The organism is Streptomyces sp. NPDC048483 (genome assembly GCF_040651455.1).
Lineage (GTDB): Bacteria > Actinomycetota > Actinomycetes > Streptomycetales > Streptomycetaceae > Streptomyces.
Genome location: NZ_JBEZJZ010000114.1, coordinates 1 through 26,758, shown reverse-complemented (window position 1 = coordinate 26,758; position 26,758 = coordinate 1). Strand labels below are relative to the sequence as shown.

General features: G+C 72.3%; 27 protein-coding genes. 13 read left to right on the top strand and 14 right to left on the bottom strand.

Annotated features, from left to right (window positions below; genetic code table 11):
* Positions 1 to 19: 19 nt before the first annotated feature.
* The 3 genes from AB0D04_RS35820 to AB0D04_RS35810 form a co-directional block, all read right to left on the bottom strand.
* Positions 20 to 730, bottom strand: a complete 711-nt coding sequence (locus tag AB0D04_RS35820) for a class III extradiol dioxygenase subunit B-like domain-containing protein (RefSeq protein ID WP_362711580.1) — start codon at positions 728 to 730, stop codon at positions 20 to 22.
* A gap of 123 nt (positions 731 to 853) precedes the next feature.
* Positions 854 to 2,371 (bottom strand): tRNA (N6-isopentenyl adenosine(37)-C2)-methylthiotransferase MiaB, encoded by a 1,518-nt coding sequence (gene miaB, locus AB0D04_RS35815; RefSeq protein WP_362711579.1) that lies wholly within the window; start codon positions 2,369 to 2,371, stop codon positions 854 to 856.
* Positions 2,372 to 2,467: 96 nt separating this feature from the next.
* Positions 2,468 to 4,189 (bottom strand): FAD-dependent monooxygenase, encoded by a 1,722-nt coding sequence (locus AB0D04_RS35810; protein ID WP_362711578.1) that lies wholly within the window; start codon positions 4,187 to 4,189, stop codon positions 2,468 to 2,470.
* 183 nt (positions 4,190 to 4,372) lie between these two features.
* Between AB0D04_RS35810 and AB0D04_RS35805 the strand changes: the two genes are divergently transcribed.
* Entirely contained in the window at positions 4,373 to 5,104 is a 732-nt protein-coding gene (locus tag AB0D04_RS35805) for a TetR/AcrR family transcriptional regulator C-terminal domain-containing protein (protein ID WP_362711577.1), read from the top strand.
* Between the two features lie 57 nt (positions 5,105 to 5,161).
* Here the strand turns inward: AB0D04_RS35805 and AB0D04_RS35800 are convergent, their stop codons facing one another.
* Both AB0D04_RS35800 and AB0D04_RS35795 read right to left on the bottom strand, forming a co-directional pair.
* Complete coding sequence (locus AB0D04_RS35800) at positions 5,162 to 6,418, bottom strand: FAD-dependent oxidoreductase (RefSeq protein WP_362711576.1); 1,257 nt, start codon at positions 6,416 to 6,418, stop codon at positions 5,162 to 5,164.
* A 167-nt stretch (positions 6,419 to 6,585) separates the two neighbouring features.
* A complete protein-coding gene (locus AB0D04_RS35795) occupies positions 6,586 to 7,215 on the bottom strand; it encodes a maleylpyruvate isomerase family mycothiol-dependent enzyme (RefSeq protein WP_362711575.1) in 630 nt (209 codons plus the stop codon).
* 128 nt (positions 7,216 to 7,343) lie between these two features.
* Between AB0D04_RS35795 and AB0D04_RS35790 the strand changes: the two genes are divergently transcribed.
* Together AB0D04_RS35790 and AB0D04_RS35785 are read left to right on the top strand one after the other, a co-directional pair.
* Complete coding sequence (locus AB0D04_RS35790; RefSeq protein WP_362711574.1) at positions 7,344 to 8,246, top strand: LysR family transcriptional regulator; 903 nt, start codon at positions 7,344 to 7,346, stop codon at positions 8,244 to 8,246.
* A 68-nt stretch (positions 8,247 to 8,314) separates the two neighbouring features.
* The gene (locus AB0D04_RS35785) at positions 8,315 to 9,313 is read left to right on the top strand and encodes a TAXI family TRAP transporter solute-binding subunit (RefSeq protein ID WP_362711573.1); all 999 of its coding nucleotides are present in this window, start codon (positions 8,315 to 8,317) and stop codon (positions 9,311 to 9,313) included.
* A gap of 16 nt (positions 9,314 to 9,329) precedes the next feature.
* On the opposite strand, the gene AB0D04_RS35780 is transcribed toward AB0D04_RS35785, so the two are convergent.
* The 4 genes from AB0D04_RS35780 to AB0D04_RS35765 form a co-directional block, all read right to left on the bottom strand.
* Positions 9,330 to 10,631 carry a DEAD/DEAH box helicase gene (locus tag AB0D04_RS35780; protein ID WP_362711581.1) on the bottom strand — a complete coding sequence of 434 codons (1,302 nt, stop codon included), beginning with the start codon at positions 10,629 to 10,631 and terminating at the stop codon, positions 9,330 to 9,332.
* A gap of 175 nt (positions 10,632 to 10,806) precedes the next feature.
* Positions 10,807 to 11,010, bottom strand: coding sequence for a cold-shock protein (locus tag AB0D04_RS35775; RefSeq protein ID WP_362711572.1), 204 nt, complete (start codon positions 11,008 to 11,010; stop codon positions 10,807 to 10,809).
* Positions 11,011 to 11,220: 210 nt separating this feature from the next.
* On the bottom strand, positions 11,221 to 12,636 hold the full coding sequence (locus AB0D04_RS35770; RefSeq protein WP_362711571.1) for a HAMP domain-containing sensor histidine kinase: 1,416 nt from the start codon (positions 12,634 to 12,636) through the stop codon (positions 11,221 to 11,223).
* Between the two features lie 16 nt (positions 12,637 to 12,652).
* Positions 12,653 to 13,381 (bottom strand): response regulator transcription factor, encoded by a 729-nt coding sequence (locus tag AB0D04_RS35765; RefSeq protein ID WP_362711570.1) that lies wholly within the window; start codon positions 13,379 to 13,381, stop codon positions 12,653 to 12,655.
* A 282-nt stretch (positions 13,382 to 13,663) separates the two neighbouring features.
* Here AB0D04_RS35765 and AB0D04_RS35760 point away from each other — a divergent pair, with 282 nt between their 5' ends.
* The 9 genes from AB0D04_RS35760 (at position 13,664) to AB0D04_RS35720 (ending at position 20,266) form a co-directional block, all read left to right on the top strand.
* Positions 13,664 to 14,449 carry an amino acid ABC transporter ATP-binding protein gene (locus AB0D04_RS35760; RefSeq protein ID WP_362711569.1) on the top strand — a complete coding sequence of 262 codons (786 nt, stop codon included), beginning with the start codon at positions 13,664 to 13,666 and terminating at the stop codon, positions 14,447 to 14,449.
* A 56-nt stretch (positions 14,450 to 14,505) separates the two neighbouring features.
* A complete protein-coding gene (locus AB0D04_RS35755) occupies positions 14,506 to 15,420 on the top strand; it encodes a glutamate ABC transporter substrate-binding protein (RefSeq protein ID WP_362711568.1) in 915 nt (304 codons plus the stop codon).
* A gap of 10 nt (positions 15,421 to 15,430) precedes the next feature.
* Entirely contained in the window at positions 15,431 to 15,553 is a 123-nt protein-coding gene (locus AB0D04_RS35750) for a hypothetical protein (protein ID WP_362711567.1), read from the top strand.
* A complete protein-coding gene (locus AB0D04_RS35745; RefSeq protein ID WP_362711566.1) occupies positions 15,550 to 16,200 on the top strand; it encodes an amino acid ABC transporter permease in 651 nt (216 codons plus the stop codon). The genes AB0D04_RS35750 and AB0D04_RS35745 overlap by 4 nt, the downstream gene beginning before the upstream one ends.
* Positions 16,201 to 16,273: 73 nt before the next feature.
* Complete coding sequence (locus AB0D04_RS35740) at positions 16,274 to 17,215, top strand: amino acid ABC transporter permease (RefSeq protein ID WP_362711565.1); 942 nt, start codon at positions 16,274 to 16,276, stop codon at positions 17,213 to 17,215.
* Between the two features lie 195 nt (positions 17,216 to 17,410).
* The gene (locus AB0D04_RS35735; protein ID WP_362711564.1) at positions 17,411 to 19,165 is read left to right on the top strand and encodes an FAD-dependent monooxygenase; all 1,755 of its coding nucleotides are present in this window, start codon (positions 17,411 to 17,413) and stop codon (positions 19,163 to 19,165) included.
* On the top strand, positions 19,158 to 19,244 hold the full coding sequence (locus tag AB0D04_RS35730; RefSeq protein ID WP_342671165.1) for a putative leader peptide: 87 nt from the start codon (positions 19,158 to 19,160) through the stop codon (positions 19,242 to 19,244). Before AB0D04_RS35735 ends, AB0D04_RS35730 begins: the two co-directional genes overlap by 8 nt.
* 78 nt (positions 19,245 to 19,322) lie before the next feature.
* Positions 19,323 to 19,877, top strand: coding sequence for a cysteine dioxygenase (locus tag AB0D04_RS35725; RefSeq protein ID WP_362711563.1), 555 nt, complete (start codon positions 19,323 to 19,325; stop codon positions 19,875 to 19,877).
* Positions 19,874 to 20,266 (top strand): rhodanese-like domain-containing protein, encoded by a 393-nt coding sequence (locus AB0D04_RS35720; protein ID WP_362711562.1) that lies wholly within the window; start codon positions 19,874 to 19,876, stop codon positions 20,264 to 20,266. Before AB0D04_RS35725 ends, AB0D04_RS35720 begins: the two co-directional genes overlap by 4 nt.
* A 35-nt stretch (positions 20,267 to 20,301) precedes the next feature.
* Here the strand turns inward: AB0D04_RS35720 and recX are convergent, their stop codons facing one another.
* The 5 genes from recX to AB0D04_RS35695 all read right to left on the bottom strand — a co-directional run bounded on the left by recX (position 20,302) and on the right by AB0D04_RS35695 (position 25,663).
* Positions 20,302 to 20,961 (bottom strand): recombination regulator RecX, encoded by a 660-nt coding sequence (gene recX, locus AB0D04_RS35715; protein ID WP_362711561.1) that lies wholly within the window; start codon positions 20,959 to 20,961, stop codon positions 20,302 to 20,304.
* Between the two features lie 6 nt (positions 20,962 to 20,967).
* Positions 20,968 to 22,089, bottom strand: a complete 1,122-nt coding sequence (gene recA / locus AB0D04_RS35710) for a recombinase RecA (protein ID WP_362711560.1) — start codon at positions 22,087 to 22,089, stop codon at positions 20,968 to 20,970.
* 373 nt (positions 22,090 to 22,462) lie between these two features.
* Complete coding sequence (locus AB0D04_RS35705) at positions 22,463 to 23,974, bottom strand: hypothetical protein (protein WP_362711559.1); 1,512 nt, start codon at positions 23,972 to 23,974, stop codon at positions 22,463 to 22,465.
* 118 nt (positions 23,975 to 24,092) lie between these two features.
* Complete coding sequence (locus tag AB0D04_RS35700) at positions 24,093 to 25,391, bottom strand: AI-2E family transporter (RefSeq protein WP_362711558.1); 1,299 nt, start codon at positions 25,389 to 25,391, stop codon at positions 24,093 to 24,095.
* Between the two features lie 77 nt (positions 25,392 to 25,468).
* Positions 25,469 to 25,663 (bottom strand): DUF3046 domain-containing protein, encoded by a 195-nt coding sequence (locus AB0D04_RS35695; RefSeq protein WP_362711557.1) that lies wholly within the window; start codon positions 25,661 to 25,663, stop codon positions 25,469 to 25,471.
* A 78-nt stretch (positions 25,664 to 25,741) separates the two neighbouring features.
* Here AB0D04_RS35695 and AB0D04_RS35690 point away from each other — a divergent pair, with 78 nt between their 5' ends.
* Entirely contained in the window at positions 25,742 to 26,665 is a 924-nt protein-coding gene (locus AB0D04_RS35690) for a hypothetical protein (RefSeq protein WP_362711556.1), read from the top strand.
* Positions 26,666 to 26,758: the final 93 nt, after the last annotated feature.

Sequence of the window (26,758 nt, the reverse complement as noted above, 5' to 3'; positions counted from 1 at the left end):
GGACTGCGGACCCACCCGTCTAGGTCCAGGTCGCCACGAAGTAGCCGACCCCGTACGGCGCTTCCTCGCGGAGCAGTTCACCGTGCAGGCGCGCGCCCTGGGCGGCGCCCGCCAGGACCTGCCAGCAGGCGCGGCCGGACGCCATGAGGTCGAAGGCGAGTTCCTCGTCGAGGGCCGTCAGCGCGGCGGTGTCGGCGGCGCCCAGGGCGCGGGCAGCCGCGGCGTCGAACCCCTCGGCCCGCTCATCGAAATAGCCCGGCGCCTTCACGGTGCGGCGGGCGCTGCCGTCGCCCATCACCAGGAGCGCGACGCGGGGCGCGGAGGCGGCGATCTCGCGGCCCACCGGAAGGCAGCGGTCGCGGGCCAGCGGTTCCCCCACGCCCAGGCCCTCCACGGGGGCGTCGTCCCAGTCCGCGCGGGACAGCAGCCAGGCGCCGACGGCCAGGGACAGCGGGAGTTCCCGCTCGGGCGCCTCGTCCGCGGCGCCCAGCGGCACCTCGAGCTCCACCCCGAAGCCGCGGAACGAACCGACGGCGCCCTGCGGGTGCGGGCCGCGCCCCGCCTGTTCGGCCGGGCCGAGCACGACCAGCCGGTCCGGGCGGGCGGCGGCCAGCACCCCGACCGCGTCGACACAGGCGGTCCGCAGCGCGTCCAGCTCGGGCGCGGCACCGGCCGCGACCTCCGGGACGAGGAGCGGCGGACAGGGGCAGATGGCGGCGGCTACGAGCATGGCACGCAGCGTAACGCCCCGGATGTGGGGCGCCGCGCCGTGGCCGCCGTTTCGGCCGGGCGCCCCGGTGGGCGCACGGCCTCGGGCACGCGGCCTCGGCCGGCGTGGCCCGGTGGACGCGGCTCAGTCGCAGCCGCAGCCCGCCGCCGGAGCCGGGGCGGGCGCCGGCGCGCCGATCGTCGGCAGGCCCAGCAGGACGCCCTTGGGCTTCTCGGCCGGGGCGGCGTTGCGCTTCTCCCAGGCGTCGCCGGCCCGGGTGCGCCGTACGGCCTGGACGGGGCCTTCGGCCAAGAGGTGGTGCGGGGCGGCGTAGGTGATGTCGACGGTCACCATGTCGCCGGGGCGGACCGTTTCGTCGGGGCGGGTGAAGTGGACCAGGCGGTTGTCGGGGGCGCGGCCGGACAGCCGCCGCGTCGCATCGTCCTTCCGCCCCTCGCCCTCGGCGACCATGACCTCGAGGGTGCGCCCGACCTGCTTCTTGTTCTCCTCCCAGGAGATCTCCTCCTGGAGGGCGACCAGGCGCTCGTAGCGCTCCTGGACGACCGCCTTGGGGATCTGGTCCGCCATGTCGGCGGCCGGCGTGCCGGGCCGCTTGGAGTACTGGAAGGTGAAGGCCTGCGCGAAGCGGGACTCGCGGACGGTGTGCAGCGTCTGCTCGAAGTCCTCCTCGGTCTCGCCCGGGAAGCCGACGATGATGTCCGTCGAGATGGCGGCGTCCGGCATCGCGGCGCGCACCTTCTCGATGATGCCGAGGAAGCGCTCCTGGCGGTACGAGCGGCGCATGGCCTTCAGGACGCGGTCGGAACCGGACTGCAGCGGCATGTGCAGCTGCGGCATGACGTTCGGCGTCTGGGCCATGGCGGCGATGACGTCGTCGGTGAAGTCACGCGGGTGCGGCGAGGTGAAGCGGACCCGCTCCAGCCCCTCGATCTTCCCGCAGGCCCGCAGCAGCTTGCTGAAGGCCTCGCGGTCACCGATGTCCGAGCCGTACGCATTGACGTTCTGGCCGAGCAGAGTGATCTCGCTGACGCCCTCGGCGACCAGCGCCTCGACCTCGGCGAGGATGTCGCCGGGGCGGCGGTCCTTCTCCTTGCCGCGCAGCGCCGGGACGATACAGAAGGTGCAGGTGTTGTTGCAGCCCACGGAGATCGAGACCCAGGCCGCGTACGCGCTCTCGCGCCGCGTCGGCAGCGTCGAGGGGAACGCCTCCAGCGACTCGGCGATCTCGACCTGTGCCTCCTCCTGGACACGGGCCCGCTCCAGGAGGACCGGCAGCTTGCCGATGTTGTGCGTCCCGAAGACCACATCGACCCAAGGGGCCTTCTTGACGATGGTGTCCCGGTCCTTCTGCGCCAGACACCCGCCGACCGCGATCTGCATGCCGGGCCGGGCCGTCTTCTGGGGCGCGAGCTGCCCGAGGTTCCCGTAGAGCCGGTTGTCGGCGTTCTCCCGCACCGCGCAGGTGTTGAAGACCACCACATCGGCGCCGTCGGCATCCTTGGCCGCCCGGACGTACCCGGCGTCCTCCAGGAGACCCGACAACCGCTCGGAGTCATGGACGTTCATCTGGCACCCGTAGGTGCGGATCGAGTAGGTCTTGGGAGAACGCACGTCATGGCTCCGGTCGCTGCTGCTGGTCATCCTTCAAGGTTAAGGGGACGCCGGGGAAGCACTCGTCCTGGCAGCCGCGATCCGGTCCGGGCGACGCCGGGCGTCAGGCCGAGGCTTCCGCCGCCGTCACCGCGATGCGCAGCCGAGCAGCCGGGTCAGGACGCGTAGCAGGTCCTCGGCCGGGTGGTCGGAGAGGGTGGCGGTCCGCCAGGCGACGAACTGATCGGGACGCACCAGCAGCGCGCCGTCCTCGGCGAGGCCGGCGATCGCCGGCCAGCGTCCTTCCGGATCGCTCACGCCGGCCCCGGGGGCGATCTTGTGCGCGATGAGTTCCACTCCGAGCCGGTCCGCCGCCTCCCGTGACGCCCGGATCCACGGGTCGCCGCCGGAGCCGGTCAGAAGAGCGAATCGGGACCCGACCAGGTCGAGCGTGGAGACCCTCCCCCGGCTGCCGCTGGGTGGGGGTGCCCCCAGCGGTAGCCGGGGGAGTACCCCCAGGCCGTCCTGCTCGACCCAGAGGTGCGGGAGACGGGAGCCGGGGGCGCCGTCCAGGTTGCGTTCGACTCTCTCGCGGGAGGGCATTTCCGGTTGCGGGTCGATCACCGCGTCGGAGTCGTAGCGGTATCCCAGGTGGACCACCGGCGCGTTGACGGCACCGGCCGCGGCGCGCAGAGCCGGTGCCTGGAGGCTGCCGTCCCAGTGCAGCCGGGGATCGGACAGCCGCAACAGGGACTGCTCCAGCGCCAGCGCCCCCACGGGGCGGCGTTCGGCCTGATAGCTGTCGAGCAGCGCCGGACCGGCCTGGCCGCGGAGTACGGCGGCCAGCTTCCAGGCCAGGTTGTGTGCGTCGGCCATGCCGGTGTTCAGGCCGAACCCTCCCACGGGCGGGACCGCGTGCGCCGCGTCGCCGATCAGGAACACCCGCCCGTCGCGGAACCGGTCGGCAAGCAGGCCCCGCGGGCGCCACGGCATGGTGCTGAGCACCTCCACCGCGAGGTCCGGGGCGCCGATCGCCGCGCGGACCAGCGCACGGCAGCGTTCCGGGGTGAAGTCCTCGGCCGACTGGCCCGCGCCCGGGTCGTACGGGGAGTGGAAGATCCAGTCCTTCTCGCCGTCGACGGTCACCAGCATGCCGGGCGCATCGGTGCCGGTGATGTTGCAGACGGCGAACGGCCGCCCCTGCGTGTACGCACCGAGGTCGGCCCGGAACAGGATGTTGACGTGGTGGCCGCCCAGCTCCCCCGGGCCGGACGTACCGATGCCGAGCGCGGTGCGCACCCCGCTGCGCGCGCCGTCGGCGGCCACCAGGTAGTCCGCCCGGACGGCCTGGCGGCGGCTCTCCCCGTCGGGGCCCGTGCGGGCGTCGAGGACCGCGGTGACGCCGTCGTCGTCCTGCTCGAAGGACACCAGGCGGGTCGAGTGGCGGACGGTCGCGCCGCGGTCGCGCGCGGCCGGCAGCAGCACGGAGTCGAGGCGGTTCTGCGGACAGGTGCCGCGCAGTGCGGCCGGGCTGACCGGCGCGGCCGCCCGGGGCCCGCGCTGCGGGGGAACGGGTGTCGTCCCGGCCGCGCCGGACAGGTCGGCCGCGGCGAGCGTCGTGGCGGAGATCTTGCCGAGGCTGCCGGCGGACATGTCGACGGCCACGGCGTCGACCGCCGCCTCGATTCCGACCTCGCGCAGAAATTCCACGGTCCGCGGGCCGAGGCCGGTGGCCCGAGGATGGACGGACGGCCCGGCCTGGCTCTCCGCGACGAAGGACGCGACGCCGTGGTGGGCCAGGAACAGGGCGGCGGACAGGCCGACCGTGCCGCCGCCGGCGATCAGGACGGGAACTCGGGTCTCTTGCACGGCAACTCCCCCGTTGTCTGCCGCGTCCAGCGCGTCATCTCCACGCTGTGGCTACGGCGTTCGCAATGTGGCTACACCGTAGCCATTGCGGTACGCTGTTCGCAAGGGACCGCGACGGCGCGACGGACAGACGCACGGACACAGGACCGGCAGGACCGGCAGGACCGGACGAGGAGACACGTGATGGCCGATACGGAGAAGGGGACGGCCCCGGCGGCCCTGGTGTGGAAGAAGGAGCGGCGCGCCCCGCGGCGCCAGGCTCCGAGCGTGGAGCGGATCGTGCAGGCGGCCATCGTGATCGCCGACTCGGAAGGGCTGTCCGCGCTGTCGATGCGCCGGGTGGCCGCCGACCTCGACTCCGGCACCGCCTCGCTCTACCGCTATGTGGACAGCCGGGACGAGCTGCTGGATCTGATGATCGACGACATCCACGGCGAAGGCGGACCGCCGCCGCTGTCCGGCGACTGGCGGACCGATCTCACGGGCGTCGCCCGGGATGTGCGCGCCACGCTGCTTCGCCACCCATGGCTCGGCTCCGAGCTCACCGGCCGCCCGGCGCTCGGCGCGAACTCCCTGCGCCGGTACGACATCGCGCTCACCGCGGCGGCCGCCCTCACCCCGGACATCACCCTGGCCACCGGCGTCGTCGACACGGTCATGGCGTACGTCTTCGGCGCGGTCACCCAGGAGCTCGCCGAACTCCAGGCACAGCGCCGGTCCGGCCTGACCGAGGACGAGTGGCGGGCCGGCGTCGGCCCCTACCTACGCGAGGTGATCGAGAGCGGCCGGTACCCGCAGTTCGCCCGCCGGGTGGTCGAGGCCGAGGACGCCGCGCCGGAGGAACAATTCGAGTTCGGCCTGGCATGTGTGCTCGACGGGGTCGCCGCCAGAGTGCGCGGCACCTCCGTCACGTAACGAGGGCAGTGACGGCACCCACGCTCCGGGTACGTACGCACCGGGCCGGACGGCCGATCACCGCACCGACGCGGCCGGCGGGCGTTCGCGTACGGCGCCGTAGGCGAGGAAATACGCCGGCAGCCGGTTGAGCCACCGCGAAGTGGTGAGCAGTTCGGCCATCCGCTTGGCCCGCCGGGGATTGCCGAAGGGCGCCTCCCCCGCCAGTACGGGTGCAATGACCCTCTGGTGGGCGAACCGCTGCAGTGCCTGGGTCAGTGCCGCCGTCGGCCACCGGCGACGCTGGACGGCGCGTACGTCCCGCAGACCGACCGCGCCCGCGCGCAGGGGCCCGACCAGATGCCGGGCGGCGGCCACCGCGTCCTCGACGGCGAGGTTGATGCCGATGCCGAAGACCGGTGACATCGCATGCGCCGCATCGCCGATGCACAGCAGCCCCGGGCAGTGCCAGCGCCGCAGGCGGTCGAGCCGTACGTCGAGCAGCTTGACCTCGTCCCAGGAGCTCAGCGCGTGCACCCGGTCCGCGAGCCAGGGGGCGGCGGCCGCATAGTTGACCATGAACGGCCCGAGGCCGGCGGCGCGGCGCTGCGGGTCGGTTCCCTTGGGGATCAGCGCGGCGCACTGCCAGTAGTCCCCCCGGTCGATCATGGCGGCGAGGAGCCGGTCGCCGACGCCGCCCACCAGCCCGCGCGGGTCGCCGTCGCGCCGCGGCAGCCGGAACCACCAGGCGTCCATAGGGCAGGCGAAGGTGCGCAGTCCGAGTCCGGGCAGCGACCGGGCCAGCGAGCCCCGGCCGTCGCAGGCCACCGTGAGAGTGGCCCGCAGTGCGCCGGTACGGCCGTCGGCGGTGCGGTAGCTCACCCCGGTGACGCGGCCGTGCGTGATCAGGAAGGAGGTCGCCTCGGTGTTCATCCGCACGGAGAAGGACGGCTCCCGCCGGGCTTCGTCCACCAGGAGGTCCAGGAGGTCCCACTGCGGCACCATCGCGATGTAGTTGTACGTACCCCGCAACGCGGCGATGTCCCCGACGGTGACCAGCGAGCCGTCCGGGCCGAGCGGCAGCTGAACCGACGTCACCCGCCGCTGCGGCAGCCGGGCGAACCGCTCGCTCAGCCCCAGCTCGTCCAGCAGCGCCAGCGTGGAAGGGTGCACGGTGTCGCCACGGAAGTCGCGCAGGAAGTCCCCGTGTTTCTCCAGGACCGTGACCGCCACGCCCGCCCGCGCCAGCAACAGGCCGAGCACCATTCCGGCAGGGCCGCCGCCCACCACGCAGCATGTGGTGCGCTCCATCGCCACCGCTCCCTTCGACGACATCCCGGGCTCCCGGCCGCTGCACCAGGAACGCGACGCGGCGGACCGGGAGCGGGGTGAGGTGAGGTGAGAGATGTGAGAGGTGTTCCGCCGGGCGCGGGAGACGAAACGAGGGGGACGTGGCGGCGGCCGGTAAGGCACCCGGATGCCGCGACGGCCCGACCGGGCGCTCAGGCGGCGGTGAACCGCCCGCTCCCCTCCCCCCACAGGCGTCCCGGCGGCAGTGTGCGGCCGAAGGGGACCAGGACCAGGTCCTGGGCGGCGCCGTACACGGGGGTGCCGGTGCCGAAGGACCAGTCGAGGTCGTCGGCGTGCAGGGCGATACCGGTGAGGTCGGCGCCGAAGAACTTGGCGGAGCGTGGGGCGACCGTGGCCAGGACGGCGCGCAGGCGGTCTTCGGGAACGCGGCGGTCGAGGCCGAGGGCGGTGGCGATGTCCAGGCCGTGGATCACGTCGTGGCCCAGCGCCAGCGCGAGTCCGCCGACCGGCGGCTTCCAGGGGTGGTCGGCGTTGTCCCGGAGGAAGGCGGCGAGTTCGCGCGTCGAGGAAGCGGCGGCGTCCTTGCGGGCGAGACGGTCGGTCATCCGGTGGAGGTTGCCGCGCGCCTTGAGGAGTTCGCGCGCCTGCTGGGGGAACGCGTAGCGGAAGCCCATCGACATATGGGCCGCGACCTCGCGTACCCGCCATCCCGCGCACAGGGAGGATGCGTCCCAGGCGTCGGGCGGCAGGGCGTCGAGCAAGTCTGCCACCTCACGGCGTTCGGCCGCGATGGCGGCTTTGAGGTCGATGGCGGTGTGCATGGGCGGTCCCCTTCCGGCCGTTGATCAAGGCCCTTCGTCAAGGCTGTCGGGAGGGCCGCCATAAGTCCAAGAGATGGATCTTCTAGTCCCCATAACCAGAAGTTCTGGGGGACCTAGACTTCCCGGTCATGGAACTTCGGCAGCTGCTGTACTTCGTCACCGTGGTGGAGGAGGCCCATTTCACCCGCGCCGCGGCCCGTCTGCATCTGGCGCAGCCCGGGGTGAGCGCCCAGATCCGGCAGCTGGAGCGGGAGCTGGGGCAGCCGCTGCTGGACCGGTCCGGTGGGTCGGTGACGCCGACGGAGGTGGGCGAGGCCGTGCTGCCGTATGCGCGGGCGGCGCTGGCCGCGGTCGAGGGGGTGCGGCAGACGGTGGACGAGTTCAGCGGGCTGCTGCGGGGGCGGGTCGCGCTCGGGGTGGTCTCCGGGGGCGCCGCCGACGCGTTCGACGTGGCGTCCTTGCTGGCCGATTTCCATGACGCCCATCCCGAAGTCGAGATGGCCCTCACCGAGGACAACTCCGAGCGGATGCTGGCGGCGCTGCGCGGCGGGGAGCTCGACATCGCGCTGATCGGGCTGGCGGACGAGCCGCCGCCGGGTATCTCGGCCCAGATCGTGCTGGACGTGCCGCTGGTCGCCGCCGTCGCGCCGGGCGATGTGCTCCTTGCGCAGCCGGGCCGCAGGGGCGTCGCGCCGGCCGCGCTCCGCGACCGTCCGCTGATCAGCCTGCCGCGCGGCACCGGTCTGCGCGCGGTGCTCGAGCGCATCTGCGCGGCGGCGGGATTCCGGCCCCGTATCGCCTTCGAGGCGGCGTCACCGCATCTGCTGGCGCAGCTCGCCGCGCGGGGCCTGGGGGTGGCCGTGGTGCCGGAGCTGCCGGCCGATGATGCGCGGGCGTACGGGCTGCGGACGCTGCCGCTCACCGGGCGGCCCCGGCCACGTGGCCGGATCGCGCTGGTCTGGCGGACCGGCGGGCCCTCGGGTCCCGCGGCCAGGGCCCTTCTGCGCGTGCTGCGCCAGGCCCTCTCCTGAGGGCCCCAAGGGCACGGTTGGGTATCCGCCCCTCCCGCCGGAGCCCCGCGGCTGGCAGGATCCCGCCCATGGGCACAGCACTCCCCCGAATAGGCGGCCGCCGGGCACTCCGGATGGCGGTCGCGGCGCTGGCCGTGCTCGCGCTGGCTGCGTGGTGGCTGTTGTCGATGGGCGGCGAGCGGGCACCGGGCGGCCGGGTGACGCTGGCCACCGGGCTGCCGACGGGGGTGTACGCACGCTACGGCGAGCTGCTGAAGCAGGATCTGGCCCACGACATGCCGGATGTGGATCTGCGGCTGGCGCGCAGCGAGGGGTCGATCGACAATCTGCGCCAACTGGTCAGCGGGCGTGCGGAGTTCACCATTGCGACGGCGGACGCGGTGTCGACGTACCGGACCCGTGGCGAGCCGGGTGCGGACCGGCTGCGGGCCTGCGCGCGGCTGTACGACGACTACATGCAGCTGGTGGTGCCGAAGAAGTCTGCGGTCCGCTCGACCAAGGGGCTGCGGCGGCTGCGGGTGGGGGTCGGGTCGGACGGGTCCGGCGTCCAGCTGATCACCCGGCGGCTGCTGAAGGCGGCGGGGCTGGACTTCAAGAGGGACATCACGCCGGTACGGGTGGGCATCGACCGGATGCCCAAGCTGCTGGAGCGGGGGAAGCTGGACGCGTTCTTCTGGTCGGGCGGGCTGCCGACCACCGCGGTGCAGCACCTGGCGCAGCGGTTCCCCGTCCGGCTGGTGCAGCTCGGCGATCTGAGCGAGGCCCTGCATGCGCAGGGCGAGCCCACCCGCTACTACCGAGCCGCCGTGATGCCCGCCGATGCGTATCCCACGGTGCAGGACGGGCAGGCGGTGAAGACGATCGCGGTGGCGAATCTGCTGGTGACGACGGACCGGGAGGATGCCGCGCTGACGTTCGGCATGACCCGGACCGTCATCAACAGCCGGGACTGGATCGGGCGCCAGGTGCACGCCGCGCAGCGGGTGGATCTGCGGACGGCGGTGTTCACCGATCCGCTGGTGCTGCACCAGGGCGCCCGGCGCTACTACGCGTCGGTCAAGCCCTAGTTGACTTCGGACTCACTCATCTAGGGGCCGCGGACGGGCGCCGGGCGGGCCGGCCACGGCGGGGACGGCGGCGCCGGTTGCCGCCACCGGGGGAAGCGGCCGCCGCTGCCGGGGCGGGTGCGGCGATGACGACCGGGGAGCCGGACGGGGTGCGGGCGCCGGTGACCTTGGCCAGACCGTCGTCGCCGGGGCGGACCGTGGCGGTGGACGGGGTGATCTTCGCCTGGCGCATCAGGCGGGTCATGTCGCGGCGCTGGCCGGGCGTGACAAGGGTGACGACGGTGCCGGACTCGCCGGCGCGGGCGGTGCGGCCGCCACGGTGCAGGTAGTCCTTGGCCTCGGTCGGCGGGTCGACGTTGACGACGAGGTCGAGGCCGTCGATGTGGATGCCGCGGGCGGCGACGTTGGTGGCGATCAGCGCCGAGGCCTGGCCGCTGCGGAACTGCTCCAGGGTGCGGGTGCGCTGCGGCTGGGACTTGCCGCCGTGCAGCGCCGCGGCGCGCACGCCCTGGCCGAGCAGATGCTTGGTGAGCCGATCGGCGCCGCGCTTGGTGTCCACGAACATGATCACCCGGCCGTCGCGGGCGGCGATCTCGGTGGCGGTGGCGCGCTTGTCGTCATCGGCCACGTACAGGACGTGGTGGTCCATGGTGGTGACGGTCGCGGCCGACGGGTCCACGGAGTGGGTGACCGGGTCGGTCAGGAAGCGGCGTACGAGCTTGTCGACGTTGCGGTCGAGGGTGGCGGAGAACAGCATCCGCTGACCGTCCGGATCGACCCTCTCCATCAGCCGGGTGACCTGTGGCAGAAAGCCCATGTCGGTCATCTGGTCGGCCTCGTCGAGGACGGTGATGGCCACGTCACCGAGCGCACAGGCGCCGCGTTCCAGCAGATCGGCCAGCCGGCCGGGGGTGGCGACGAGGACCTCGGCGCCGCGGCGCAGCGTGTCGGCCTGGCGGTTGATGGAGGTGCCGCCGACGACGGTGGCGGTGCGCAGGCCCAGCGCCTTGGCGTACGGGGCGAGCGCGTCGGTGACCTGGCCGGCGAGTTCGCGGGTGGGGACCAGGACCAGGGCGAGGGGGCGCTTGCTCTGTGCGCGCTTGCCCGCCGTGCGGCTGAGCAGCGCGAGCCCGAAGGCGAGCGTCTTGCCGGAGCCGGTGCGGCCGCGGCCGAGCACATCGCGGCCCGCGAGCGTCGCGGGCAGGGTGGCGGCCTGGATGGGGAACGGGGTGGTGACACCTTGCGCGCGCAGCGCGGTGAGGAGGGCCGGTGCCAGCGGCAGCTCGTCGAAGGAGCCGGCGGGCGGGGCGGAAGACATCGCGGTGGACGACTTCGGGGCGGCGCTCGGTCGCGGTGCGGTCGCTCGGGTCACGAAAAGCCCTTCAGGGGAGGGGGTGGGGGTGTCCGCAGGGGCGAGTGGCTCCCGTACGGAAACGGGACGGGGCCCGCACCGGGCTGGCCGGTGCGGGCCCTGTCCGTGCGACGCGGGTGCGTCAGGCGGGGACGATGTTCTCCGCCTGCGGGCCCTTGGGGCCCTGGGTCACGTCGAAGCTGACCTTCTGGCCCTCGAGGAGCTCACGGAAGCCCTGGGACTGGATGTTCGAGTAGTGGGCGAAGACGTCGGGGCCGCCGCCGTCCTGCTCGATGAAGCCGAAGCCCTTTTCCGAGTTGAACCACTTGACGGTGCCGGTAGCCATGTTTTTCTCCTTCATGGGGCAAACCGGAGACCACACTGCGCGGCCTCCCTGTCGCCGAGATGATCGCCCCACTCCGGAACGGATCCGGACACCGGAACAAGTCCGGAAAACAAGGAACGCCCGGGGCTACCAGCCACCGGGCGCGCACAAAGTTCATGGGTACCACAACTGCAACGTCGGAAAGACTAGCACAGGCATCCGGGGCACCGGTCACGGTGCGGTGCGCGGCACGGTGACGGTGACCTTCAGCCCGTGCGGCGGGTGCGGGGCAAAGGCGATGTCGGCGCCGCCCGCGGCGAGCAGCGCGCGGGTGATCGACAGGCCCAGGCCCGAGCCGGAGACGTTCTGGTGGCGGCCGCTGCGCCAGAAGCGGTCGCCGATCCGGGCGAGTTCGTCGTCGGTCAGGCCGGGGCCGCGGTCGGTGACGGTGATCGTGACGCGCTCGCCGTCCGCGGCGACGGCCACCGCGACCGGCTCGTCGGGCGGGGTGAACTTCAGGGCGTTGTCGACGACGGCGTCCAGGGCACTGGAGAGCGCCACGGGGTCGGCCCAGCCGGTGACGGCGTTGTGGCCCTCGTAGGTGAGGCGGACGCCCTTGTCGTCGGCCAGCGGGCGCCAGGAGTCGACACGCTCGGCGGCCAGCGCGGCGATGTCGGTGAGCTGGAGGTCGGCGGCGGTGTGTTCGGCCAGGGCCAGGTCGAGGAGGTCGTCCAGGACGCGGGCCAGCCGTTTGCCCTCGGTGCGGACCGCGGCGATCTCCTCGTTGCCGTCGGGGAGTTCGAGGGCCAGCAGCTCGATGCGCAGCAGCAGGGCGGAGAGCGGGTTGCGCAGCTGGTGGGAGGCATCGGCGACGAAGGCGCGCTGCTGCTCGAGGACGTCCTCGACGTGGTCGGCCATCTCGTTGAACGAGCGGGCCAGCCGCCGCAGTTCGGGTGGTCCGGCGGTGGCGGCGACGCGGGCCTTCATCCGGCCGGTGGCGATGTCGTGGCTGGCGGTGTCCAGGACCCGTACGGGCCGCAGCACCCAGCCGGTGAGCCGGAAGGCCGCGGCGACGGCAACGAGCATCGCCGCACACTCCCCGGCCGCGATCACCAGCCAGCCGCGCAGGATGCGCGAGCGCATCGGCCCGGTGGGCGAGTCGGTGACGACGACGGCGACGACATCGCCGTCGCGGATGACCGGTGAGGCGACCGGGATGCGGCCGTCCTCGTCCCAGGGCCAGATCTGGTGCGGGTCATGGCTGCGGCGGCCGGCCAGCGCCTCGCTGAAGGCCTGGGCGCCCTCGCCCTTCTGCGGCACCGGCAGGCCCGCGGGGGCCGCACACATCGGGGTGCGGTCGCGGTAGTAGACGCCGGCACGGATGCCGTAGAGGTCGTAATAGCGGGCCAGCTCCACGCCGAGGGTGGCGCGGCGCTCGTCCTCCTCGGGGCTCTTGGTGGCGGTTCCGGCGTCGGGGCGGGCGGTGACGAACTGGGCGAGCGCGGCGAACCGCGCGGCGTCGTCGATCCGGTCGACGACCACCTTCTGCTGTTCCACGCCCGCGGTGATCACGGCGAGCGGGAAGCCGAGCGCGAGCAGCATCGCGGCCATGAGGACGATGAGGAGTGGGAGGAGTCGGGTGCGCACGTGCCGGGGCGGCGTTTCAGGACGCCGAGGAGGCGGGCGTGCCGGGGGCCGGGACCACCAGCCGGTAGCCCACCCCCCGTACGGTCTCGATCAGCGCGGGCATCCGCAGCTTGGCGCGCAGCGAGGCGATGTGCACCTCCAGCGTCCGGCCGGTCCCCTCCCAGCTCGTGCGCCACACCTCGCTGATGATCTGCTCCCGGCGGAAGACCACCCCGGGGCGCTGGGCGAGCAGCGCCAGCAGATCGAACTCCTTGCGGGTGAGCGGCACCGCGGCGCCGTCCACCGACACCTGGCGGGTGGGGAGTTCGACGGTGACCGCGCCGAGGTACAGCGCCTCCTCGGCGGCGGACTCCTCGGCCTGCTGCTCGCCGCTCCCGGTGGCGTTGCGCCGGCTCACCGCGTGGATACGGGCGAGCAGTTCGCCGGTGTCGTAGGGCTTGACGACATAGTCGTCGGCGCCGAGGTTGAGGCCGTGGATCCGCGAGCGGACGTCGGAGCGCGCGGTGACCATGATCACCGGGGTGGTGCTGATCTTGCGGATCCGGCCGCACACCTCGAAGCCGTCCTGGTCGGGCAGGCCGAGATCGAGCAGCACCACCGCGAAGGGCTCGGCGTCATCGGGCAGCAGGGCCTGCAGCGCCTCCTCGCCGCTGCGGGCGTGCCTGACCTCGAGGCCGTGCCTGGCCAGCACCGCGGACAGGGCCGCGGCGACATGGTCGTCGTCCTCGACAAGCAGCAGTCTCATCCGGCCTCCTCCTTCGGTGCGTGGGTACGGGCGGGTACGTGCGTACAGGCCACAGGGCATCTACGGCGATAGGAGGCATGCGCGTCAAGAGGGGGCCGCCCGTGCGCCACCATCCGTTACCCAGCCGGTACGACCGGAGGCCTGCCTTCCGTCACGTCCCGTTCACGCGGAGTGTCCCGATGCGGCCGGATCGTTATGCTCAATTCTCCCTCAGATGTAATGACGCTGGTCGCGGGCCGTCATTACTGTCCTCCCAACCGAGGAGGACGGAGCTGTACGCCGATGAGCGAAGTATCGGTGACCAAGAACGCCGAGGGCCCCGCACCGACGGATGACCCGCTGGTCGTGCTGGACAACGTCAACAAGCACTTCGGCGCGCTGCACGTGCTCCAGGACATCGACCTGACGATCCACCGCGGCGAGGTCGTCGTGGTGATCGGGCCCTCCGGGTCCGGCAAGTCGACGCTCTGCCGCACCATCAACCGCCTGGAGACGGTCGACACCGGCGGCATCACCATCGACGGCAAGCCGTTGCCGCAGGAGGGGCGGGAGCTTGCGCGGCTGCGCGCCGACGTGGGCATGGTCTTCCAGTCCTTCAACCTCTTCGCGCACAAGACGGTGCTCGAGAACGTGATGCTGGGCCAGATCAAGGTCCGCCGCAAGGACCGCAAGGCCGCCGCCGACAAGGCCCGCGAACTGCTCGACCGGGTCGGCGTCGGCACCCAGGCCGACAAGTACCCCGCGCAGCTGTCCGGCGGTCAGCAACAGCGAGTGGCGATCGCCCGTGCGCTGGCCATGGACCCGAAGGTGATGCTGTTCGACGAGCCCACCTCCGCGCTGGACCCGGAGATGATCAACGAGGTGCTGGAGGTCATGCAGCAGCTCGCCCGGGACGGCATGACGATGGTCGTGGTCACGCATGAGATGGGCTTCGCGCGCTCCGCGGCGAACCGCGTGGTCTTCATGGCGGACGGCAAGATCATCGAAGAGGCCGAGCCGAACCAGTTCTTCAACAACCCGCGCAGCGACCGGGCGAAGGACTTCCTGTCGAAGATCCTTCATCACTGAGGCCTCAGTTGGGCCACCATGTTTGCCAACATTTGCTGAACCAAAGGATGTTCACCATGAGGATGCGTAAGACGGCTGCGGCAGGTGCGGTGGTGCTCGCGCTGGCGGCGACGGCTACGGCGTGTGGCGGCAAGTCGGGCTCGGCGGGGGACAAGTCGGCCGGCACCGATGTCTACAGCCACGACTACACGCCCGCCAAGAGCGTCAAGGTCGACTCCCCGGTGCTGAAGGCGGCGCAGAAGAAGGGGACGATCACCATCGGCGTCAAGGCCGACCAGCCGTTCCTTGGCTTCCAGGACCCCTCGACGAAGAAGTACTCCGGCTTCGACATCGAGATCGCCAAGATGGTCGCGGCCGACCTGGGCTTCTCCACGAAGCAGATCAAGTTCGCCACGGTCGACTCCAACGCCCGTGAGAACAAGATCAGCGGTCACGACGTCGACTTCTTCGTCGGTACGTACACGATCAACAACGAGCGCAAGAGGCTGGTCGGTTTCGCAGGTCCGTACTACACGGCCGGCGCGGACCTCCTCGTCCGCAAGGACGAAAAGTCCATCACCGGCCCGGACAGCCTCAAGGGCAAGAAGGTCTGCTCCATCAAGGGCTCGACCCCGCTCCAGGAAATCAAGAAGGCCAAGTACGGCGCCAAGGAGACCATGGAGCTGAACAGGTACTCCCTGTGTGTGACCCAGCTCCTCAACGGCGGGGTCGACGCGGTCACCACCGACGACGCGATCCTCAAGGGTTTCGCCGCCCAGCGTCCCACGAAGCTCCGGGTGGTCGACAACCCGTTCACCAAGGAGCCCTACGGCGTCGGCCTGGACAAGAACGACAAGGCCCTGCGTGAGGCGATCACCAAGGCGCTGGAGCACCACATCCAGAACAAGGACTACGAGAAGGCCTACCGAGGCACGCTCGGCAAGTCCGGCTCCAAGTTCGTCGCGCCGCAGACGCCCCTGCCGCGCGACTGACGCCCACCGGGTGACCGCGCCGCCCCGTACGCCCGCCGCGGCGGGCGTACGGGGCGCGCCGTCATCCGGCCGCCTCGCCGCCGACCCGTCCCTGACCGCCGTCGACCCGACCGCTACCGCGGAGACCCCATGAACGTACTCCTCGATTATCTGCCCGAGTTCCGGGACGCGTTCCTCGGAACGCTGGCGATCACCGCCGTCAGCGCGGTCATCGCGCTGGTGCTCGGCGTGCTCATAGCCGGCTTCCGGGTCTCTCCGATTCCGCCGCTGCGCGCTTTCGGTACGGCCTGGGTCACGCTGCTGCGCAACACCCCGCTGACGCTGCTCTTCCTGATCGCGTTCTTCGTCGTACCGGAGATCCTCTTCAAGGGCGCCAGCCCGTTCGTGCTGGGCATGCTGTCGCTCGGCTTCTACACCTCGTCGTTCGTGTGCGAGGCCGTACGGTCCGGTATCAGCACCGTGCCGGTCGGCCAGGCGGAGGCCGCGCGCAGCATCGGCCTGACCTTCATCCAGACGCTGCGTCTGATCGTGCTGCCGCAGGCCACCCGCACCGTGCTGCCACCGCTCAGCAGCATTTTCATCGCGCTGACGAAGAACTCCGCCGTCGCGGGCGCCTTCAGCGTCAACGAGCTGTTCGGCGGCTACGCCAAGTTCCTCGGCGAAAAGGGATACGCGATCGCCGCGATCTTCCTGTGGGTGGCCCTCGCCTATCTGGTCATCACCTTCGCCATCAGCGGCTTCTTCCGGCTGCTGGAGCGCCGGATGGGGGTCGCGCGATGAACGGACACGGCAGCGGGAACCGCATGACGGAGGTGCCGCGCGTGGGCGGGGCGGAACGAAGCGAGGTCGTGGCATGAGTGGCGCCGGCGTTCTTTACGACGTACCAGGGCCGAAGGCGAAGGTGCGCAACCGCATCTACAGCGTCATCGGCACACTCGCGGTGGTCGCGCTGGTCGGGTTCATCGTGCTGCGGCTGAACAGCAACAGCGATTTCGACCCGGCGCGCTGGGACATCTTCAACTACGCGGGGGTGCGCAACAGCATCGTCGACGGTGTGCTGGCCACCCTCGAGGTCTTCGCGATCGCCGCGGTGCTCTCGCTGATCCTGGGCGTGCTCCTCGCCGTGGCACGGCTGTCGGACCACCGGCCCGTCCGCTGGGTGGCGACCGGGTTCATCGAGCTCTTCCGCTCCATCCCCCTGCTGATCACCATTTTTGCGATCTGGGTGGCCCTTCTCAACAACCGGGCGGCACTTGGTCTGGGGGACGGCGAGCCGCAGTTCTGGGCGCTGGTCGTCGGTCTGACGATCTACAACGGTTCGGTGCAGGCCGAGGTGCTGCGAGCAGGCATCCTCTCCGTCCCGAAGGGGCAGCGCGAGGCCGCTTATGCGCTGGGGATGAGCAAGACACAGGTCATGACGACGGTGCTGATCCCGCAGGCGGTCCGGGCCATGCTGCCGACGATCATCAGCCAGCTGGTGGTGACCCTCAAGGACACCTCCCTGGGCTATGTCATCACCTTCGAGGAACTGCTCTACAAGGCACAGCTGCTGGCCGGCAACGTCACGGTCGACGGCGAAAACCCCTACGTCCAGGTCATCATCGTCATCGGTGCGATCTACATCGCCATGTGCCTGGCCCTCTCGTCCCTCGCCAACTGGATCGAGCGCCGTGGCCGCCGGGCCAAGACCGGCATCCCGGTGACCGAGGCCGGCGACGCGGGCACGGCCGGTGCGGTGGCGGCGGTGGACGTCGACGCGGTGGCCACCGAAGGGGCGGCCGGCACGACGAACTGACGGCACGACACCACCGGGCCCCGGCAGCGGGTGCGCGGACGGTACGGAGGCGGCGACCGCGGAAGCGGGTCGCCGCCTCCGTCACTTGACGCGGGCCGTCGCAGTGGGTTGCATACTCTGTGTGATCACGCACCCGGCTCCCACCGCCAGTTCTCCCACGTTCCGTCAGCACCACGAGGGCCAGGGAGCCACGCCGTGGACCCGGTGATCGTCGTCGGGGCCGGCCCGGTCGGCCTCTGCCTCGCCCTCTCGCTCGCCCGCCGCGGCGTTCCCGTCATCGTCCTGGACGAGAGCGCGGGCCAGGACGACACCCGCCCCGCCCGCACCGCCGTACTCCGTCAGGACACCGCGGCCTTTGTGGGCCGGCTCGGCTGCGCCGAAACCCTCGAGAGCGCGGGCACCCGGTGGACGGCCTGGCGCACGGTACGCCGGCGCCGGCTGCTGGAGCGGGTCACCTTCGCCCCGCGGATCCCGGACGACGCGTCGCCCGCCGCCCTCGCCTCCCCGGTGCACCTCCCCCAGCACTCCCTCACCAGCGCGCTGCGCACCGTGCTCGCCGGGGAGGAGCTCGCCCGGATCGTCACCGGCAGCCGGCTGGCCGAACTGGAGCAGGACGAACACGGCATCGGCGCGCACACCCGCGGCTCCAACGGGACGTGGTGGCGCGGGAGTTACCTGGTCGGCTGCGACGGGCCGCGCTCGACCGTCCGCAAGCTGCTGGGGATCCGCTTCCCGGGCCGCACCGCCGTGGAGCGGCATGCCGTCGCCGCGCTGCGCGCCGAGTTGCCCTGGCCCGGCGAGGCGCTGCTGCACCGCTCGCCGGCCCGGCCCGGCGGCGGCCCCGGCGGCCCCGCCCTCGAAGTATCGGCCCGTCCGCTGCCCGACGGTGTCTGGCGGCTGGACTGGCTGCTGCCGCCCGGCCGCGATCTGGTCACCCCCGACGCCCTGGTGACCCGGATCCGCGACTCCCTGGCGGGCTGGGCGGCGGAGGCGGGGGGCGAGGGCGGGCGCGGCGCCGACCGGCCGGTCCCCCCGTACGAACTCCTCGACACCGGTGTGCACACCGTCCATCACCGGCTGGCCCGGGACTGGCGGCAGGGCCGGGCGTTCCTCGCCGGGGACGCCGCGCATCTGCTGGGCGCGCTCGGCACCCAGGGGCTGGACGAGGGGCTGCGGGACGCCGAGAACCTCGCCTGGAAGCTGGCCCTGGCCTGGCACCAGGGGGCCTCCGAGACGCTGCTGGACAGCTATCAGGCCGAGCGCCGGGGTGCCGTCGCGGCCCGGCTGCGCGCCGCGGACCAGGCGCTGCCGCTGCTGCGGGACGGCGGTGCGGTGCGCTGGCGGACCGTACTGCCGGGGGCGGCGCGCGGACAGAGCGCGCTGCTGACGGACGGCCATCTGGGCCGCGGCCCGCTGGGGGCACCGCCCGCCCATCCCCGTTCCCCGCTCGCACCGGCCGCCGGGCAGGCGGGCACGGTGGCGGTCGGCACCCGCCCCGGTTCGCCGGTCTGCGATGTTCCGGTGACCGCCGGCGACGGTTCGCCGGTGCGGCTGCGGGACCGCCTGGGGCACGGCCTCCTGGTGGTCCTGGTGGCGCCGGGCACCGGCGTCTGGGACCGGCGGCACTGGCGGTCGGCGGGCCTGATGCCGCAGCTCGCCGGCGCGGTCGAGGCGCTGCCGATGAGCGCCGAGATCCTGGTGACCGAGGCCTATCCGGGCGCCGCCGCGCACACCGTCCTGGTCGTACGGCCCGATGGCCACCTGGTCACGGCGCTGGCCGGCGTCCGCCCGGCCGAGCTGTCCGCCTGCGCGGATGCGGTACGCGGCGGCGGGGCGTACGGGCGAGAGCGCGCGGCCGGGGAGGCGGGGGCCGGGGCGGGCGAGGCCGTGGACACCGGTCCGGCGGTTGACCCTGTGGGAGCGCCCGTGCTTCACTCCGAAGGTGACTGATCACGGCTCGCGATTCTGGCGGAGGGTCCATCTGGACCTGGTCCGCTATGCGGGCTGCATGTGTCGTCCGTCCGTTTGATCCGCAGCTCCTCTCCCGCGCGGCCCCGCGCTCCGTACCGGTGGCCGCGCCTCTTCGCGATCACTCAGGACGGTTCCCGTGCCCGACGTACACGCCCCTGCGCGCCCGGATACCAGCGGCGACGGCGCAGACCATGACCGCGGCCCCAGCGCCGCGCAGCTCCTCGACTTCGCCCGCCGCACCGCCGCAGACGCCGCACTCATCGCCGCCCTCCCCCTCGACCCCGAAGGCCGTACCTGGATCCGGCTGGACGGGCCGGGCGGCAGCGAGGCCTGGCTGATCGGCTGGCCGCCCGGCACCGGCACCGGCTGGCACGACCACGGCGGCTCGCGGGGCGCCTTCGCGGCGGCCGCGGGTGAGCTGACGGAACAGTCGCTCGCCGCCCAACTGCCCACCGAGGGCTGGAAAACCCTGGAACTCGCCGACGGCGTGGACCGCGAGCGCAGGCTCAGCGACGGCCGCGGCCGGTCCTTCGGCCCGCACCATGTCCATCAGGTGCTCAATCTGTCCGCGGACACCCATGCGGTCTCGGTGCACGCCTACTACCCGCCGCTCCCCCTGATGCGGCGTTACAGCCGCACCGGGCCGGTGCTGCGGCTCGAAGAGGTCGAGCGTCCGGAGGAGTGGCAGTGAGCGCCGTCGACGAGCTGCTTGCGCGGGCCCGCGGCGAGCTGCGGCGGGTGGGACCCCGGGAGGCCGCCGCGGTCCAGGAGGCGGGCGGGCTGCTGGTGGACATCCGGTACGCGGCCCTGCGGGAGCGCGACGGCACCGTCCCCGGCGCGCTGATCGTGGAACGCAACGAGCTCGAATGGCGCCTCGATCCGACCGGCGACCACCGGGCCCCCGAGGCGGCACTTCACGATCTCCGTGCTCTTCCGGTCGTGGTGATCTGCAACGAGGGCTATGCGTCCAGCCTCGCGGCGGTCTCCCTGCGGCAGTTGGGACTGCGCCGTGCGACCGATCTGACCGGCGGCTTCCAGGCGTGGCGGGCGGCGGGGCTGCCGGTCGCCCGCGGGGCCTGACGTCGCGGCCGCGGCTCCGCCGTATCCCTCTTCGGTCACACCTCCGGCAGATGCTGGTCCAGCAGCCCCGGGTCCTCCCCCTCCTCTTCCAGGGCCCGGCGGACCACCCGGAGGGCGAGGCCTTCCGGGTAGCCCTTACGGGCCAGCATCCCGGCCAGGCGGCGCAGCCGTTTGTCGCGGTCCAGGCCTCTGGTCGCCCGGAGTTTGCGGTCGACCAGCTCGCGGGCGGTGGACTCCTCCTGCGCGGAGTCGAGTCGGCCGACGGCCTCATCGATCAGGGCGGAGTCCACCCCCTTGGTGCGCAGCTCGCGGGCGAGGGCGCGGCGCGCCAGGCCGCGGCCGTGGTGGCGGGACTCCACCCAGGCACCGGCGAAGGCCGCGTCGTCGATCAGACCGACGTCCTCGAAGCGGGACAGCACCTCCTCCGCGACCTCGTCCGGGATGCCCCGCTGGTGCAGGGCATCCCCGAGCTGCTTGCGGGTACGCGGGCTCCCGGTGAGCAGGCGCAGGCATATCGCCCGTGCCTGCTCCTCGGGCGTACGCGGTGATTCCGTCCCGGCCCTCGACGAGGCGGAACCACCGCTGTCCTTGCGGCCCTTACGGCCCCTGCGGCCCAGGCCGTCGTGACGGGTCTCGGCGTCGCCCGCAGCGGCGGTGTCGTCCTCGCTGCCCGGCCATTCCGTTCGCCGCGTCATGACGGATCAGCTCTTGGCCGCGGCGGCCTTGGAGCCCTTGGCGCCCTTGGCGGCGGGTGCCGCAGCCGGGGCCGGGGCATCGGCCGCCGCGCCCGCGGCGTCCGCACCGGGCTCCGCCACCGGGTCCTGCGGCTTCACGCCGATGCCGAGCTTCTCCTTGATCTTCTTCTCAATCTCATTGGCGAGATCCGGGTTGTCCTTGAGGAAGTTACGGGCGTTCTCCTTGCCCTGGCCGAGCTGGTCGCCCTCGTAGGTGTACCAAGCGCCGGACTTGCGGATGAAGCCGTGCTCCACACCCATGTCGATCAGGCCGCCCTCGCGGCTGATGCCCTGGCCGTAGAGGATGTCGAACTCCGCCTGCTTGAAGGGCGGGGAGACCTTGTTCTTGACGACCTTGACGCGGGTGCGGTTGCCGACCGCGTCGGTGCCGTCCTTGAGGGTCTCGATACGGCGGATGTCCAGACGCACCGAGGCGTAGAACTTCAGCGCGCGGCCACCGGTCGTGGTCTCCGGCGAGCCGAACATCACGCCGATCTTCTCGCGGAGCTGGTTGATGAAGATCGCGGTGGTCTTGGACTGGTTCAGCGCGCTGGTGATCTTGCGCAGGGCCTGGCTCATCAGCCGGGCCTGGAGGCCGACGTGGGAGTCGCCCATCTCGCCCTCGATCTCGGCCCGCGGCACCAGGGCGGCGACGGAGTCGATCACGATGAGGTCGAGCGCGCCGGAGCGCACCAGCATGTCCACGATTTCCAGCGCCTGCTCGCCGTTGTCCGGCTGGGACAGGATCAGGGCGTCCGTGTCCACGCCGAGCTTCTTGGCGTACTCGGGGTCGAGCGCGTGCTCGGCGTCGATGAACGCGACGGAGCCGCCGGCCTTCTGGGCGTTCGCGACGGCGTGCAGGGTCAGGGTCGTCTTACCGGAGGACTCCGGGCCGTAGACCTCGACGACGCGGCCGCGGGGGATGCCGCCGACACCGAGCGCTACGTCGAGCGCGGTCGACCCGGTGGGGATGACCTCGATGGGTTCGTTCGGCCGCTCCCCCATGCGCATCACGGCGCCCTTGCCGAATTGCCGTTCAATCTGTGCGAGCGCGGCGTCCAGCGCCTTCTCGCGGTCAGTGCCTGCCATGGGTTCCACCCGATTTGCTTGAGTCGATCGCTTCACGTCCATGACGCTAACGCCTGCCACTGACAATGCGCCCGGACCCGGCTCCAGCCTGTGGATAACTCCGCGGAAAGCTGCCGGAACACTGGGCTGGAGCCCCTATATGAATGGATGTTCGAATTTTGTGTCAAGCGCGCCGCCCCGCGCCGGGGAGCCGTTCCTGCGACCGAGCGCTTCAGCCGGCCAGGCCGAGCGGCCCAGGCGCGAACACCCAGGTGCCCCTGGGGTTCTCCTGGGACGGGCGAGCGGTGTGGATGTGCACCGGCACCACTGTGGCCAACCGGAGCGCTCGGTCACAGTTCTGGGCGTATCCCCTGGACGGACGCCCTCTGCCCGGTCAGGGCACCAGCTCCGACATCACGGCACGCGGCAGTGACGGGTTGGCGGCCGCCGCTTCCACCACCTCACAGTCGTCGTCGGCGAGCAGGTCGACCACGACCTGCGGCGGCAGGGCCGGGTGTCCGGCGGCCGTGCGCCTCGCCTTCTTGTCCGCCAAGCAGGCGAGCAGCGACAGGGGCGTCGCCCTGGGGTGCCGGGCCACCTCGCGGAATGCCCGTTGCACCGGTGGTTCGTGCCGCGCCAGGTGCTCCAGCAGTGCCGGCGACGCGTCCGGGTTGGCCGCCACCTTGGCGACGACCCGGGCTCCGTGCCGGTCGGCCATGGCGCGCAGCTGGGCTTCGGACAGGCCCGGGTGCCGCGCGATGGACTTGACCACCTTCGCGTCGGGGTCGGCGGCCAGCGCGTCGCGGATCCCGGCCGGCAGATCGCGCCGTTCGGCCAGGAGCATCCGCACAGCCGGATGCGGCGACCCGGCCAGCTCCCTGACCTCGGCAGGAGAGGCCGCGGCGATCCGGGGCAGAAGGGTCGCGCCGATCTTGGCGACACCGGCCAGGCAGGCGAGTACGTCGAGCGGCACAAGGGGATTGAGCGCGAGGCTGCGTTGCACCTCAGGGCCGCGATCCGTGGCCAGCACGCGCATCAGCGCCTCGTCGATCACGGGATTCCCGGCGAGATCGGCCCGGACACCGGGGGAAGGATCACCGGCGAGCCGTTCACAGATCTGCGGCGGCAGGTCGGGGCGGACGGCGAGCTGCCGGCGCAGCAGCATCGAGGGGTGGTTGGCAAAGCCGACGACAGCCTCGGTGGGCGTGGCCGGGTTGCGCAGCGCCCGCAGGTGCAGCTCGTGAACGGTGGACTGGTGGGTGCCGTCGCACGCGGCACCCGGCGGCAGATCACAGTCGAGCCGCGGGCAGTGCGGATCATGCACGAAGGGCGTCGCCTCGCGGTCGCAGACCAGGCACCGCTGTACCGGCGGCAGCCCGTCACCGGTGATCAGCATCGCCAGTACGTCCGGTGGCGTCGTCCCATTTGCCGCCACCGCGCTACGGACTTCCGCATGCGGGTGCCGCGCGAGCCGGGCCGCCGTCTCCGGCGTCGTCCACAGCGCGAGCTCGGCGACGACCCGTACCTCCGGGTCGGCGGCGAGCGTCTCCACGACATCAGGCGGAAGGGCGGGGCAGGCGGCCAGTTTCTCCCGGTGCCCGACGACCGGATCCGCGGCGAGGAGGCGTGCCCACTCCGGGCTGCCGGCGCGCTCCTCGAGCAGGGCGAGCGCGGCGCGCGGCTGTACCACCGGATCGATGTCGGCGACGGTCAGCTTGCCCTCATGGGCAAGCTGCACCGCTGTCTCCGCACCGCGCGCAGCCAGCGCAACCGCCTGCGTATGACCGAGGTCCGCACGACCGGCGAGTATCTCGGCGAGGTCGGCGTCCGCGATCTTGATCAGCCGGTCGACCAGCTCGGACGGCAGGGCCGGATTGGCGGCGAGCCCGCACAGGACATGGTGCATCGGAGCATCCTGCCCGATGAGGTGGCCGAACGGCTCGTGGATTGCGACGCCGAGGGTCAGCCGGCGGGGCGGCGCTGCGGGCCCGGCGGCCGGCCGCGGCCGCCCCGCCCGCCGCCGCTCAGCCCTCGGCCGGCCCGCCCCGCTCGTCGGCCGTGCGCCGCTCATCGGCCGTGCCCCGCTCGCCCGGATCGTCCCCGCCGTCCGTGCCCGCCCCGCGGTCCCTGAGCGGGGCCGGCGGCCGTGGCTCGTGGAGCGTGCGGCGGACGCGGGCAAGGACCCTGGCGCCGCGTATCCGGCGGGTCCTGCCGTGGACGCGGGGGTCGTCGGTGACCTCGTAGCGCTTGACGTAGGCGCCCAGGAACGCCTGCAGTGTCGCGGTTGCCGGAATGGCGATCAGGGCGCCGACCGCGCCCAGCAGGGCCGTGCCCGCGACGACCGAGCCGAAGGCGACGGCCGGGTGGATGTCCACGGTCCTGGCGGTGATCCGCGGCTGGAGGAGGTAGTTCTCGAACTGCTGGTAGATCACGACGAAGCCGAACACCCACACCGCGTACCAGGGGTCGACCGTGAACGCGATCAGGATGGGCAGCGCGCCCGCCATATAGGTGCCGATGGTCGGTATGAACTGCGAGACCAGGCCGACCCACACGCCCAGGGCCGGGGCGTACGGCACGCCCAGGATCTCCAGCAGGACGTAGTGGGCGACACCGGAGATCAGCGCCATCAGCCCGCGCGAGTAGAGATAGCCGCCGGTCTTGGCGACCGCGATCTCCCAGGCACGCAGCACCTCCGTCTGGCGCCGCGGCGGCAGGACGGAGCACAGCGCGCGGCGCAGCCGGGGGCCGTCGGCGGCGAAGTAGAACGAGAACAGCGCCACCGACAGGAGGTTGAACAGGCTTCCCAGCACCTGAGCGGAGACCGCGAGGACGTTGTTCGCGCTGTCCTGGACGTACTTCTGCAGCCAGTCGGACCTGAGGAGGTTGTTCTGCACCTCGACGCGCGAGAGGTGGGAGTGGAACGTGGTGTTCAGCCAGCTGATGACGGAGTCCAGATACTGCGGGAACTCCTCCACCATCTTGGCGATCTGGCCGGCGAGCATGGAGCCGAGGAGCGCGAAGAACCCGGCGGCGACGACAAGGATGCCGAGGAAGACCGCGCCGGTGGCCACCCCGCGCCGCACACCGCGGGCCGCCATCCAGTCGACGGCCGGCTCGACGGCCAGCGCCAGGAAGAACGCGATCAGGATGTTCAGCAGCAGCGTGATCAGCTGATGGAAGCCCCAGGTCGCGAGCTGGAAGCAGGCCACCAGGGCGAGCGCGAGCACCATGGCGCGCGGCAGCCAGCGCGGCATCCTCGCACCGGGCCGGTCGTCGGGACGTGGGTCGTCGTTGCTGGTGATCTCATCTGTCGCGGGCACCCCGCCAGTGTCGCGTACGCCGCTGACAGCCCCGGCCCTGCCCCGGAAATCCACCGGTTCCGCCCAGAAACGCGGGCTCACCGCTTGTCGTGGGGGACATCCATCGTCGCGCAGACCACCCGCCATACCTCCTTGGCGCTCCATCCCGCGTCCAGCGCCTGATGGACGGTCCGGCCGCCGAGGCCGGACATCACATGATCGCGCGCGAAGGAGTCGGCGTACGCCACACCGAAGTGATCCGCCATCCGCTGCCAGAAGACCGTCAACCGCATGCCTTCAGTATCCCGCCCTGGGAGGGCAGCCGGTCCCGGGCCGGTGCCACCGGGGGGTTTCGGCCCTACGGTCGTGCCATGGCCGAAAACGTGAGCCCGCCCCCGACCCCTCTGGCGCGCGCCGAGCGCTTCATCTGGCTGACCGCCAGGGTGCTGGAGCAGCGGCTCTTCGAGTACCACTTCCTCGGCGGCGGCGCGGACGCGGTGCAGACCGCGCTCGCCGCGTACCGCAATGACGACGACGGCTACGGGCACGCGCTGGAGCCCGATCTGCGCGGCCCGGTCAGCCAGCCGCTGCACACCGCGCACGCCCTGAAGGTGCTGCACCGCATCGGGCGCTGCGACGGCCGCCAGGTGGAGCGGATCTGCCGCTATCTGACACGGATCTCGACCCCGGAGGGCGCGCTGCCCGCGCTGCACCCGTCGCTGCGCGGGTATCCGGCGGCGCCCTGGATCCCGGTGGTCGACGATCCGCCGAGCGCCGTGCTCTCCACCGGTCCGGTGGTGGGCCTGCTGCACCGCAACGAGGTCTGGCACGCCTGGCTGTTCCGGGCCACGGACTACTGCTGGGCGGCGGTGGAGTCCCTGGAGGAGACCCATCCGTACGAGGTCGAGGCGGCGCTGGCCTTCCTGGACGGTGCCCCGGACCGCCCCCGGGCGGCCGCGGCGGCCCGGCGGCTGGGCAAGCTCGTACGGGACCGGGATCTGGTGCTGCTGGATCCGGAGCGGGCGGCGGAGGTCCCGGTGGCGCCGGGGTACGCCCCCGGCGAGCACCACCTGGCGTACCACTTCGCGGCGGCGCCCGATTCGCTGGCCCGTCAGTGGTTCAGCGACGCGGAGATGGACCGGGCGCTGGACCATCTCGCCTCGCTCCAGGGGGAGGACGGCGGCTGGCCCGTCAACTGGCGGGCGTGGGCACCGGGGACGGCGCTCGAGTGCCGCCCGATGGTGACGCTGGAGGCGCTGCTGACCCTGCGGGCGTACGGGCGCCTCCCCGGCTGAACCATCGCCACGTCGGTGCCCGCCGGCCGGCACCGACGTGACCCTCTGGTGGGCGAACCGCTGCAGTGCCTGGGTCAGTGCCGCCGTCGGCCA

Bases quoted from the DNA above. Each gene is read 5' to 3' on its own strand.
- AB0D04_RS35760 (WP_362711569.1), top strand. From the start codon at position 13,664: ATGAGCGAAGTATCGGTGACCAAGAACGCCGAGGGCCCCGCACCGACG.
- AB0D04_RS35795 (WP_362711575.1), bottom strand. From the start codon at position 7,215: ATGCACACCGCCATCGACCTCAAAGCCGCCATCGCGGCCGAACGCCGT.
- AB0D04_RS35775 (WP_362711572.1), bottom strand. From the start codon at position 11,010: ATGGCTACCGGCACCGTCAAGTGGTTCAACTCGGAAAAGGGCTTCGGC.
- AB0D04_RS35765 (WP_362711570.1), bottom strand. From the start codon at position 13,381: ATGAGACTGCTGCTTGTCGAGGACGACGACCATGTCGCCGCGGCCCTG.
- recA (WP_362711560.1), bottom strand. From the start codon at position 22,089: ATGGCAGGCACTGACCGCGAGAAGGCGCTGGACGCCGCGCTCGCACAG.
- AB0D04_RS35740 (WP_362711565.1), top strand. From the start codon at position 16,274: ATGAGTGGCGCCGGCGTTCTTTACGACGTACCAGGGCCGAAGGCGAAG.
- AB0D04_RS35785 (WP_362711573.1), top strand. From the start codon at position 8,315: ATGGGCACAGCACTCCCCCGAATAGGCGGCCGCCGGGCACTCCGGATG.
- AB0D04_RS35690 (WP_362711556.1), top strand. From the start codon at position 25,742: ATGGCCGAAAACGTGAGCCCGCCCCCGACCCCTCTGGCGCGCGCCGAG.
- AB0D04_RS35745 (WP_362711566.1), top strand. From the start codon at position 15,550: ATGAACGTACTCCTCGATTATCTGCCCGAGTTCCGGGACGCGTTCCTC.
- AB0D04_RS35755 (WP_362711568.1), top strand. From the start codon at position 14,506: ATGAGGATGCGTAAGACGGCTGCGGCAGGTGCGGTGGTGCTCGCGCTG.
- AB0D04_RS35820 (WP_362711580.1), bottom strand. From the start codon at position 730: ATGCTCGTAGCCGCCGCCATCTGCCCCTGTCCGCCGCTCCTCGTCCCG.
- AB0D04_RS35800 (WP_362711576.1), bottom strand. From the start codon at position 6,418: ATGTCGTCGAAGGGAGCGGTGGCGATGGAGCGCACCACATGCTGCGTG.
- miaB (WP_362711579.1), bottom strand. From the start codon at position 2,371: ATGACCAGCAGCAGCGACCGGAGCCATGACGTGCGTTCTCCCAAGACC.
- AB0D04_RS35705 (WP_362711559.1), bottom strand. From the start codon at position 23,974: ATGCACCATGTCCTGTGCGGGCTCGCCGCCAATCCGGCCCTGCCGTCC.
- AB0D04_RS35695 (WP_362711557.1), bottom strand. From the start codon at position 25,663: ATGCGGTTGACGGTCTTCTGGCAGCGGATGGCGGATCACTTCGGTGTG.
- recX (WP_362711561.1), bottom strand. From the start codon at position 20,961: ATGACGCGGCGAACGGAATGGCCGGGCAGCGAGGACGACACCGCCGCT.
- AB0D04_RS35780 (WP_362711581.1), bottom strand. From the start codon at position 10,631: ATGTCTTCCGCCCCGCCCGCCGGCTCCTTCGACGAGCTGCCGCTGGCA.
- AB0D04_RS35805 (WP_362711577.1), top strand. From the start codon at position 4,373: ATGGCCGATACGGAGAAGGGGACGGCCCCGGCGGCCCTGGTGTGGAAG.
- AB0D04_RS35790 (WP_362711574.1), top strand. From the start codon at position 7,344: ATGGAACTTCGGCAGCTGCTGTACTTCGTCACCGTGGTGGAGGAGGCC.